This window comes from Stenotrophomonas maltophilia group sp. Smal13 (assembly GCF_030236855.1).
GTDB lineage: Bacteria > Pseudomonadota > Gammaproteobacteria > Xanthomonadales > Xanthomonadaceae > Stenotrophomonas > Stenotrophomonas maltophilia_A.
In genome coordinates this window covers 1-10,128 of sequence record NZ_JASJSQ010000052.1, presented here as the reverse complement: position 1 = coordinate 10,128, position 10,128 = coordinate 1, and the positions used below count along the sequence as shown (strand labels likewise).

The window sequence follows — 10,128 nt, the reverse complement described above, 5'->3', positions numbered from 1 at the left end:
ACGGCCCGAGCACCAGGTCCAACGTGTAGCCCAGCCCGCGCAGCTGCTGCAGTGCCGGGTCCAGCGTCGCCGGGTCGCGCGGCAATCGCACGCGCAGGCGTTGCCCGCTCTCGCCCGGCGTCGCTTCGGCATAGGCCTGCAGGCCCAGTGCCCGCACCTGTGCCACGCCCTGGCTGGCACGCGCCGGGTCCAGCCCCTGCGCGAACTGCACCAGCTGCGCATCGCCGTCACCGGACGGGTACAGCGCCGCCAGGCTGCTGTTCTGCAGCGGCTGGCCCTGGCCATCGCGTGCATTGCCCTGGCCGAGTACAGACAGGTCCTGCGGTGGCAGCTGCGGTGCCGACAGCGCCGGCAAGGCCCAGCTCTGTACCGGCTGCGCGCCGGCCTGCGCGTTGCGCATGTAGTCGTAGCGGTCGCGGGTCAGGCGCTGGCCGGCGGCCGGGTCACGCACCACGTGCGGGCGCAGGAACACCATCAGGTTGGTCTTGGCGCGCTTGCGCGTGTCGCTGCGGAACAAGGCACCCAGCACCGGGATCTTTCCCAGCCCCGGCACCGCATCACGGCCATGGCTGACGCTGTCTTCCAGCAGGCCACCCAGCACCATGATCTGGCCATCGTCCAGCAGCACGCTGGTATCCAGGGCGCGCTTGTTGGTGATGATGCCGGCCGTGCTGTTCGCGCTCTGCGCGTCGATGCTGCTGACTTCCTGGTAGATGTCCAGCTTCACCGTGCCGCCCTCGGAGATCTGCGGGCGCACCCGCAGCTTCAGGCCCACGTCCTCGCGCACGATGGTCTGGAACGGGTTGTTGCTGCCGCCACCACCGTCGGTCACGTAGCGGCCGCTGACGAACGGCACGGTCTGCCCGACCATGATGCTGGCCGCTTCATTGTCCAGCGTCATCAGGTTCGGCGTGGACAGGATGTTGGCACCGCCCTTGCTCTGCAGCGCGTTGGCCAACGCCTTCATGTTGAGGATCTGGCCGACGCCGGGCAGGTTGATGGTGCCGTCGATCACGCCGATCTTCAGGCCATCCTTGGGCAGCACGTCCAGAGTGGTGCGTGCGGTGGTGTTCAGCCCGCTGCCACCGGTGGTGCCGCCGAAGTGGGTGCCGCCGAAGGTGCGGCCATTGCCCAGCATCCACTGCACGCCCAGTTCGGCCGCGTCGGTCTGGTTGACCTCCACGATCAGGCTTTCCACCAGCACCTGTGCACGACGCTGGTCGAGCTGGTCGATCACCCGCCGCAGGTTGCGGTACACCGGCTCGGGGGCGGAGATCAGCAGCGTGTTGGTGGCCACGTCCGCCTGCACCGAAATGCCATTCTGGCTGAAGCCGGTGCTGCCGGCGTCGATCGGATCGCGACGGTTCGGGTCCAGCCGCTGCGATTCCAGCGCATTGCCACCGGTCTTGGCCTGCTGCGGCTGCGACGGCTGCGCCGGTGTGACGCGGTTGGCGTCACCCGGCAGTGGCGTGATGCCTTCGTTGCTGCCCATTGCCGGTGCATCGCTCTGCCCGGCCACCACGCCGCGCAGCACGCCGGCGAGCTGATTGGCCTGGGCATTGCGCAGGTAGACCACATGCAGGTTGCCGGACTCGTCCTGCGCGCGGTCCAGCTTCTCCACCAACTGCCGCGCCAGGCGCGTTCGGCCCGGGCTGCTGGAACGCAGCAGCACGCTGTTGCTGCGGGGGTCGGCCATCACCACCACCTTCTGGCTGGGCTCGGCGCCCTGGGCATCCAGCAGCGGCGCGACCATCGCAGCCACGTCCACCGCGATGCCCTGCTGCAGCTTCACCACGTCGGTGTCCATGCCGGCCGGTGTATCGACACTGGCGATCACCCGCGCAATGCGCTCCAGATTGTCGGCATAGTCGGTGATCACCAGGGTGTTGTTGCCCGGATTGGCGGTGATCGGGTTGTCCGGGCTGATCATCGGCCGCAGCACCGCCACCAGCGCGGCCGCGTTCTCGTAGCGCAGCGCGAAGGTGCGCGTGGCGACCTCACCGCCCGCACCGCCGGTGCCGACGCGCCCGCCCAACAGCTTGGCGTCGGCCTGCGGCACCACCCGGCTGACGCCGCCGTTCTCGACCACCGCGAAGCCACGCATGCGCAGCGCGCCCAGCAGCAACTGGTAAGCCTGGGCACGGCTGACCGGGCCATCGGAAACCACCGTCATCTTGCCGGTCACCCGCGGGTCGACCAGGAACTGGCGGCCGGTGAACCGTGCTGCCATGCGCAGCACGCCGCCGATATCGGTATCCACCAGGTTCAACTGCACCGGCTCATCGCGGGCGTCCTGCGCCTGTGCCGGCGTAACAACGTGAGCGGCACCCACGATCAGGGCCAATACAGTGCTGCAGGCAAGGCTGCGCATCGCCCTCATGAATGGCCACCCGCAGTGAGTGCCATCACGATGTTTCCGGATATCCGTGCCGCCGGCATGTTCGCATCCCCTGTGCGTGTCAGTTGCAGCTGCTGCAGTTCGATGGCCGGATCGGCCAGCACGGGCAGCAGCCAGTTCCACAGTGCGTCAGCAGGTACCGCCTGCACCTGCAGGTGCCAACGCCCGTCGCGTGCTTCGACATGCAGTCCATCGGCGAGGCCGGCGGACTTGATTCCATTACGCAGCGCGGCCAGCGTCGGGCGCTGCCCCTGCACCTGCTGCTGGCGTTCGCGTGCACGCAGCAGCGGCGCCAGTGCGCGCGCCTGCGCCTGCAGCCGCGGCAGCTCAGCCTGCCAGTGCGCACGCTGTTTCAGCAGCGGCTCCAGCCAGACTGACCACAGCCCCGCTGCCAGCAGCGCCAGCACCATCACCCACAGCATCCAGCGATCGCGCGACGGCAGGTGCTGCCAGCGTCGCTGCAGACCGGCCACACCCTCGCCCAGGCGCACGGCTCTGGCGGTCACTGTCCGCCCCCGCTCACGCGCAGGCGTCCACCGGCCTCGCGCGCCAGCTGCAGGCCCTGCGCCTGCGCCGCCTGCTGCCACTGTTCCAGCCGCTGTGCGTCATCGGCTACCGCCTGCGCATCGGCGTCCAGCTCCAGTTCCAACTGGCCGGGTTGATAGTGCAGGCCGCGCACCTGACCGCCCAACTCCGGAATCGCCTGCAGCATCGTTGCGACCTGCCGCTGCACCGGTGGCAACGGCGGCGCCGGCAACGGCACGGCCAGCGCGCGCCGCGCCTGCAGCACCGGGTCCACCACATCGGTGATCTCCGGAAAGTGCGAGCTGAACTGCCGCGCCATGTCCTGCTGCAACGCCTCGCCCTCGCTGCGCCAGCGCGAGACCTGCAGCTGCAGCCCAAGCGCAGCCAGCAACACCGCCGCCAATGCGAGGCCGATCGCCACGCGGGGTGCCTGCCTGCTGCGACCCGGCAGTGGCAACGACCACGCTGGCACGGGTCCGCACGCCTGCCGTTCATGCGCGACCACGGTGGCCGGCAGGTTCTCCGGCCACGCCGACGGCACGCTGTCGATCCACTGCACGGCCTGCACCCCGGATTGCTGAAGACGCGTCGCGAGCGACTGCAGCACCGCCGCTGTGTCGCGCCCACCGCACCACTGCACAAAACCACGATCGCGCCCGCAGCGCACCAGCAGATGCTCACCGGCAGCCTGCAGCGTTGCCTGGCCGTTCTGCCACGGCAGCAGCAGCGGCGTCGGATACAGCGCCTGAAGCTGCAGTGCGCACGAGGCCAGCAGCTGCTGCGCCTGCAGGACCGCCTGCTGGCCGAGCCAGGCCACCGGAACCGTGCCGTCCGCCGCCTGCGCACCGTGTGCCAACGCGACCTCCTGCAGGTCATCCAGCAGCATCGCCTCTACTTCGCCCTGCAGTGCGGCCTGCAGCCTGCGGCCCGACAGTGGCGGCAGCTGCAGTTCCAGCAGGATCAGGTCCTGCGGATCGAGACAGGCCAGCACCTCGGCCTGCGGATGACGTTGCCCGAGCACGGCCAAGCCCTCGCGGCCATGGGCCAGCACCCCACCCTTGTGCAACTGCGCCCACTCGACCGTACTGTCGGCGCGCAGGTGTTCCAGCGCCGGCAGGCGCACCCTCAGCTGCACGCTCATGCTCCAATCCTCGTCCACACACGCTGCACGCGCACACTGTCATCGCGGTACTCGCGCCAGATCAGGGCCCGGAAGTCGACCGCATTGCCATCGGCCTGTACCTGGCCGACGGCAAGGAACCACTCGCTATGAATGCCAAGCGGCACCACGGCCATCTGCGCGTTGCTCAGTTGCAGTCGATTGGCGATATCGCCGCGGTTGAGCAGCCAATGGCCACCGTCGCGCTCACCGAGCAGCGCCTGCAGGCGCCCCGGCTCCACGCCGGGAGTGACCGCCTGCAACACGCTGATGTCACTGGTGTTGGCATTGACCAGGGTCTGGGCCGGCAGCACCACGGTGCGCCGTGCCAGTGCCTGCACCGCCACTGGGTCGGCGCCCGCCAGGGCCTGCTCGATCACCGATTCACGCGGCAACGGCGCCTGCGCCTGCAGGTCGCCATCACGCAGCCGCGCCTGGATGTGATCGGCAGCAGATGCACAGGCACCCTGCCCCAGCCCCTGCCCGGCACACAGCGCGATGAACGCGCGCCGTGCCTCCGGGTCCGGCTTGCCATAGGCCAGCAGGTTGCGCAGGTTGAACATGGACTGTGCATCGACCAGCTGCAACTGCACCGGCAGCGGCGCCTGCAGCGTCAGTGGACGCGCCCAACGGCCGCTGCGCACCGTGGTCAACTGCTCCTTTACATCGTCACGCAGCTGCTGCGCCGCGCGCTCCAGGGTGGCATCGACCGCCATGCGCACCTGCGCACGCAGCTGGTCGCCACGCAGCGCACGCAGCTGTGCCGACTGCCGGGTCAGCAGTGCAGTGGCAATCACCGCCACCAATGCCACCACCAGCAGGGCGACGATCACCGCCATGCCGCGCTGGCGGGTGCACGGGACCGAACGCGTCCGGGCTGTCATCTGCACGCCTCACAGCTGCCAGGAGCCGATGTCCGCGTTCCCGGCGTCGCCACCGGGCTTGCTGTCCGCACCCAGCGAGAACACATCGATGTCGCCATGGGTTCCGGGAATCTGGTACTGGTACGGATGGCCCCATGGGTCATTCGGCAGGCGATCCAGATACGGTGTCACCGGCATCGCACCGCCGCCCTGCGGCGGCTTCACCAGCGCCTGCAGGCCCTGTTCGGCGCTGGGATAGCGACCGTTGTCCAGCTTGAACAACTTCAATGCCTGCATCAGCGCCGCGATGTCCTGGCGCGCCGCCACCACGCGCGCCTGGTCGGGACGGTCCATCAACCGCGGCACGATCAACGCGGCAAGAATGCCGATGATCACTACCACCACCATGATCTCGATCAGGCTGAAACCCTGCTGCCGAGCCCTGCGACCATCCACCTGCCTTGCCATTGTTCCGCCCTCGTCATCCTGGAAGAGACCGCTGCGCCATGGTCAGCGGTGCATGTGTCAGTACGATAAACATCCGCCTGCTATTCGCTGCGCGCGTGCCTGTGCAGGCGCAACACGTGTAGCCGGGGCACATGCAGACTCGAACAGGTGCTGCGGCACGCTGGCCAGCGCATCGTCGATGCAACCGCGCAGCAACGGGTGCGCGCAGGCCTGCAGCAGGCGCACGCACTGCATCGGCGACCACGCGGTGCCATGGTCGAGGCCGATGAACATCCGGTAGGCCTGGTGGTAGCGCAGATCGTCGTACACGCGCTGCGCACTGTTGAGATCACGCACGACCACCAGCAGCGCCGCACGTTGCAGCAGCCGCACATCGCCTGCATCAAGCGGCAGCGCGTTCATGGCCGCTTCGGGCCAGGGCCGCAGCTGCAGATCGAGGGCGCGCCGCAACGCCGCCAGCGGATGCGCGCTGCTGTCCAGTGCCGCCCAGCGCGCCGCATCTGCCCAGGCGTCACTGGACAGTACCCAGACCCACGAGTGCCCATAGCGCTGCACGTTCACGGGCGTATGCCGTGCCTGTTCCAGCGACTGGCTCAGGTGACGATCCAGCTCCAGCATGCTGATCCTGCGACTGTCTGCCATCGGCGCCGCCCGTGCTCCGCGACGCGTGGTGCGTCGTACTCTGGAGAAGACGTCAGCAAGGCAGGTGAAGCGACAACGCGAATGCGTCTCTGTGCGCTGCGTGGCGCTTCATCAGCAACGTCATCGCAGCGTCATCTGCCTGCAGGCTTCGCGCTCCAGCCGCGGCGCTTCGCCCCCGCAACGGCGCGCCAGTATCGCCACATCGCTGCGTGCGGCGAACGTTGCCAGTGCATTGGACATATCCACGTCATCGCACCATGACGCCATCGCAACACGCAGCGCCGGCAGCTGCCAGCCGTCCATCACGCCATGGGTGCCGGCCACGAACCAGTGCCAAAGACGATGATGCTGTACCTGCTCGTGCAGTTGCACCAGATCGTCGATGCCGTGCATGCCCATCAGCAGCAGCACGCGCGCCATCGCCGCAGGCGGCAACGTGCCGGCCTCAGCGAGGGGCAGCACCTGCTGCTGCAGCCGTAGCAGCATCGCCAACGGGTGCGATTGCGGATCGAAGTCCAGCAGAACGGTCTGTTGCTGCCATTGCGCATCGGATACCACGCACACCCACGGCGATCCATAGCGATGCACCATCAAAGGCCGTCGCTGCGTGGTTTCCAGCAGCGCCGACAGGTTGCGGCGCAGATCCAGCACACCGATGGTCTCGTTGCGCATCCTTGGCGTCTCCTTGCTTGCAACAGCCCTGCGCGGCGCGCACGGCCAGCGTCTTCACCTAACCAAGGACGGCAATGCCACCCGGAAAGCGACGCAGATCCAGCGACATCGTCAGTCGCAGCTGCTCCAGCGCCGCGTCCGGATCATCGATGCGGAAGCGACCGCTGACCGGGGCCCGCGCCAACGCCGATTCGCCCAGCAGCACCTTGCCGCGGCGGTAGCGGTTGATTTCATCCACCACCTCGCGCAATGGAGCGCGACGGAACACCAGCATGCCCTCGGTCCAGGCGCTCACTTCCGAGGCCAGGGCTTCGGCCACCACGCCACTGAGGCGCTCGTCGTATTGGGTCTGCTGGCCCGCCTGCAGCTGCAGGCGGCCCTGCGGGTGCTCGATGCGGGCGCTGCCCTGCAGGCAGGTCACCCGTACCTGGCCGTGGGTGTTGCGGACGTCCAGGCGCACCGCACCTTCATCGGCAATCACGCAGCCCGGCCCCGCGAACAGGGCAAGGCGCAGGCCTGCCTGGGTTTCGATCGCGGCCTGGCCCTGCACCAGCTCGAAGCCTTCGCCCTGCGTGTCCGAACGACGGCGCAGGCTGCTCTGCGTATCCAGTTCGATCTTCAGCTGCGGCAAGGGCGCGATCTGCAGCCGCTCACCGGTGCCGGTGTGGAAATCGGCCGCCATCGCCGTCACCGAGGGCCACAGCCCCAGCGGCGGGCGGATCGCCGCCACCACCACCAGACTGGCCGGTGCGGCAATCGCGGCGCCCAGGAAGGCGCGCCGGCTCCAGCGCTGGGCCGGCGTCGGCGCGACCGGCTGGCGCGCAGCGGCGGGCAGCTGTTCGCCGGCCAGGCGTACCTGCTCCCATTGCCGGCGCGCACGGCCGAATGCTTCGCGATGACGCGGATCAGCCTCGCACCACTCACGGAACCTGCGCCCATCGGCAGCGGTGGCCTCGCCCGAGGTCAGCCGCACCACCCACGCGTGGGCCTGACGCTCGACGGCATCCAGCGGGCGTTGCGGGCGATCGTCAGGATCCATGGGGGCTCATGCCGGACCCGCACGCTGCGGGGTTCTGCTCGGCGTCAAAGTGTAGACGGATGCCGCCGCTCAGAACCGCACCTGACGCCCCTGCCCGCTGCGCTCGGCCAGGTAATCCTGGGCCGCCTTCAACTCACGCTGCACCAGCCGCAGCGACACGCCCAGCTGGTCGGCGACGTCGCGCTGCTGCAGGCCATCGACGCGGATCGCCAGCAGGATGCGGCGTCGGCGCTCGGGCATGCGCTGCAGCAGGCCGACCATGTCTTCCAGCGCGAAATCCAGTTCGGCCGCCTGCGCCGGGCCCGGTGCCGGGTCGGCCATCTCCATCAGCGTATCCACCTCTTCCAGGCTCAGCAGGCGGTGGTCGGCACGCTGGCGGTCGATCACCGTGTTCATCGCCATGCGCAACAGGTAGGCCGCGGGGTTCTGCACGGCATCCAGGCGGTCACGGCGCGCACTCAGGCGCATCCAGGTGTCCTGCAGCGCATCGCCGGCCAGCTCCTCCGAGCCCAGCTTGCGCACCAGCCGGCGCTTCAGCTCGTCGTAGGCCCCCAGAAGGTGGTCCATCAGGTCAACTGCCCCAGCCGTACCGTTGCTCATGTTCGAATCCTTGAAGTCATGGAAGGGGCGCGCGCCGGCCACAGTCGTGGTCGGCGCCGGAAGGACGGATCTGCAGGGTTACCGGCTGCGGCAGCGCAGCGGCATCGCGCGCCAGCACCAGGCCCTGCAGCGCCTGCAGCAGGCGCGCATCGCGGCGGGCACTGCCACTGCCGGACAGCAGCTCGGGCTCGCTCACTTGGCCCGCACCGTCGATGCGGAAGCGCAAGGTCGCGGCATAGCGGCCGGGCGCAAGATCGGGGTCGTCACAGAACGCCGCACGCAGCCGCTGCTGCAGGCCGCCGTAGCGACGCCGACGCTCGGCATCCGGGAGCTCGGCGCCAATACCGGGTTCGGCTGCCGCGGGCGTGCCCCGGCGCAGCACCACACGCTGCTCGCCGATCACCTCGGCCTCGATACCGGAATCCTGCAGCAGCATCTGCAAGGCAGGCAGCGGCGCAAGGCTGGCGCGCAGCGCATGGCTGCTACGGCCGGCGGCAAGATCGCCCGGGTACATCACCGACCACCCGCTGATGACGCTGAAGCGCTCGACCGCCTGCTCCAGCGGCTGCGCAGGGATGTCGTAGGCATGAACACCGTCCTGCGCCACAGCGGCAAAGGACAGCAGCAGCCATGCGGCGATGGCCACCTTCCAAGTTCTGACCGCATGGTGTCCATTCAGCCCCCTGACGTAGAACACATGACCCTCGGCAGCGACAGCAGCTGCAGTGGACGCGCGCCACAACCGGAGACCCGGCCCGCGCGACCAGCAAGCAGGCTCAAACCGTACCGGGGCCAGATGTCATTGCGATGACCGCTGCCTACGCCCGGCGTTGAGCCAGGCTCCGTGAACCCAGTCACGCATCAGGAATCAATGAATCGAACAGACATGTCCATCTGCTCCCGGGGTCAGAGCCCGTTGCACAGCAACGGGATCCGACCCCGACAGGTCGCGGGGAACTGTCAGGCGCGGGGCGGTGTGGGCAGGCAGGACCGTTGGCGCCATGGATGGCGCCATCGAGCCCCCATGGATGGGTCTACGGCGTGTCCTGCCTGGCCACACCGCCCCGCCGCCCTGGGAACATCGCCGTTGCGGTTGCTGTTGCTCCTGAGGTTGCCGGCCAGCGGCCGGCACTACCGCGGGTGCCGGGTGCAACCCGGCCGGAACCACCCATCCTCAAAGCGGCAGCTGGGTGGTCTGCTTGATCCGCTGCATCGGGATCTCGGTCTTGGTGTTCTGCACCCCGGCAATCCGGTTCAGGTGCTGCATCTGGAACTGCCGGTAAGCATCCAGGTCCGCCACCGCCACCCGCAGCAGGAAATCGCAGTCACCGGCCATCAGATGGCATTCAAGCACTTCCGGGAAAGACTTGATGCTGTTGATGAAGTGATTGGTGGTGTCCTCGTCCTGCCCGCGCAGCCACACCCGTACGAACACCGTGAAGCCACGCCCCACCTTGGCCTCATTCAGCAGGGCAACGTAGCGGTCGATGTAGCCGCCCTCCTCCAGCAGCCGCACCCGCCGCAGGCAGGCAGAGGGCGAAAGGCCCACCAGCCGGGCCAGCTCCAGGTTCTGCAGCCGTCCGTCACGCTGCAGGGCATCGAGGATGCGGCGATCGAGGTTGTCGAGCTGATACTGCATGGGATTTCACCGTTGGCGACCTTGGCCGCATGGAATCTCAATATTCCCGAATTGAATGGCATCAACGCAACCCGATTTCGCGATCGGACCGCTAGCATGGGCCACCCCCACATCGTTGTGCCG

11 protein-coding genes are annotated in these 10,128 nt (G+C 68.4%); all 11 read right to left on the bottom strand.

The genetic code is table 11. The features are described from left to right. Nucleotides 1-2,380: type II secretion system secretin GspD (gene gspD / locus QRO95_RS16375; RefSeq protein ID WP_343237331.1), on the bottom strand; the 2,380-nt coding region annotated here is incomplete at its 3' end. After that, entirely contained in the window at nucleotides 2,377-2,904 is a 528-nt protein-coding gene (gspM, locus tag QRO95_RS16370; RefSeq protein ID WP_285303014.1) for a type II secretion system protein GspM, read from the bottom strand. The genes gspD and gspM, both read right to left, overlap by 4 nt. Continuing rightward, a complete protein-coding gene (gene gspL, locus QRO95_RS16365; protein ID WP_285303013.1) occupies nucleotides 2,901-4,064 on the bottom strand; it encodes a type II secretion system protein GspL in 1,164 nt (387 codons plus the stop codon). The genes gspM and gspL overlap by 4 nt, the downstream gene beginning before the upstream one ends. Then, nucleotides 4,061-4,966, bottom strand: a complete 906-nt coding sequence (gene gspK / locus QRO95_RS16360; RefSeq protein WP_125893666.1) for a type II secretion system minor pseudopilin GspK — start codon at nucleotides 4,964-4,966, stop codon at nucleotides 4,061-4,063. Before gspK ends, gspL begins: the two co-directional genes overlap by 4 nt. Before the next feature lie 9 nt (nucleotides 4,967-4,975). After that, on the bottom strand, nucleotides 4,976-5,413 hold the full coding sequence (gene gspG, locus QRO95_RS16355) for a type II secretion system major pseudopilin GspG (protein ID WP_285303012.1): 438 nt from the start codon (nucleotides 5,411-5,413) through the stop codon (nucleotides 4,976-4,978). Between the two features lie 57 nt (nucleotides 5,414-5,470). Beyond that, complete coding sequence (locus tag QRO95_RS16350; protein ID WP_239669970.1) at nucleotides 5,471-6,031, bottom strand: hypothetical protein; 561 nt, start codon at nucleotides 6,029-6,031, stop codon at nucleotides 5,471-5,473. A gap of 144 nt (nucleotides 6,032-6,175) precedes the next feature. Beyond that, entirely contained in the window at nucleotides 6,176-6,727 is a 552-nt protein-coding gene (locus tag QRO95_RS16345) for a hypothetical protein (RefSeq protein WP_285303011.1), read from the bottom strand. Between the two features lie 58 nt (nucleotides 6,728-6,785). Then, complete coding sequence (locus QRO95_RS16340; RefSeq protein ID WP_107433708.1) at nucleotides 6,786-7,766, bottom strand: DUF4880 domain-containing protein; 981 nt, start codon at nucleotides 7,764-7,766, stop codon at nucleotides 6,786-6,788. A 69-nt stretch (nucleotides 7,767-7,835) separates the two neighbouring features. Next, nucleotides 7,836-8,366, bottom strand: a complete 531-nt coding sequence (locus tag QRO95_RS16335; RefSeq protein ID WP_032128154.1) for an RNA polymerase sigma factor — start codon at nucleotides 8,364-8,366, stop codon at nucleotides 7,836-7,838. 16 nt (nucleotides 8,367-8,382) lie between these two features. Next, on the bottom strand, nucleotides 8,383-9,063 hold the full coding sequence (locus QRO95_RS16330; RefSeq protein WP_343237330.1) for a TonB C-terminal domain-containing protein: 681 nt from the start codon (nucleotides 9,061-9,063) through the stop codon (nucleotides 8,383-8,385). 477 nt (nucleotides 9,064-9,540) lie between these two features. Then, nucleotides 9,541-10,005 carry an Lrp/AsnC family transcriptional regulator gene (locus tag QRO95_RS16325; RefSeq protein ID WP_005413654.1) on the bottom strand — a complete coding sequence of 155 codons (465 nt, stop codon included), beginning with the start codon at nucleotides 10,003-10,005 and terminating at the stop codon, nucleotides 9,541-9,543. Nucleotides 10,006-10,128: the final 123 nt, after the last annotated feature.

What these genes read in the sequence shown, in the direction of transcription:
- gspL (WP_285303013.1), bottom strand. Translation starts at nt 4,064, where the DNA reads ATGAGCGTGCAGCTGAGGGTGCGCCTGCCGGCGCTGGAACACCTGCGC.
- gspK (WP_125893666.1), bottom strand. Translation starts at nt 4,966, where the DNA reads ATGACAGCCCGGACGCGTTCGGTCCCGTGCACCCGCCAGCGCGGCATG.
- gspG (WP_285303012.1), bottom strand. Translation starts at nt 5,413, where the DNA reads ATGGCAAGGCAGGTGGATGGTCGCAGGGCTCGGCAGCAGGGTTTCAGC.
- QRO95_RS16350 (WP_239669970.1), bottom strand. Translation starts at nt 6,031, where the DNA reads ATGCTGGAGCTGGATCGTCACCTGAGCCAGTCGCTGGAACAGGCACGG.
- QRO95_RS16345 (WP_285303011.1), bottom strand. Translation starts at nt 6,727, where the DNA reads ATGCGCAACGAGACCATCGGTGTGCTGGATCTGCGCCGCAACCTGTCG.
- QRO95_RS16340 (WP_107433708.1), bottom strand. Translation starts at nt 7,766, where the DNA reads ATGGATCCTGACGATCGCCCGCAACGCCCGCTGGATGCCGTCGAGCGT.
- QRO95_RS16335 (WP_032128154.1), bottom strand. Translation starts at nt 8,366, where the DNA reads ATGAGCAACGGTACGGCTGGGGCAGTTGACCTGATGGACCACCTTCTG.
- QRO95_RS16325 (WP_005413654.1), bottom strand. Translation starts at nt 10,005, where the DNA reads ATGCAGTATCAGCTCGACAACCTCGATCGCCGCATCCTCGATGCCCTG.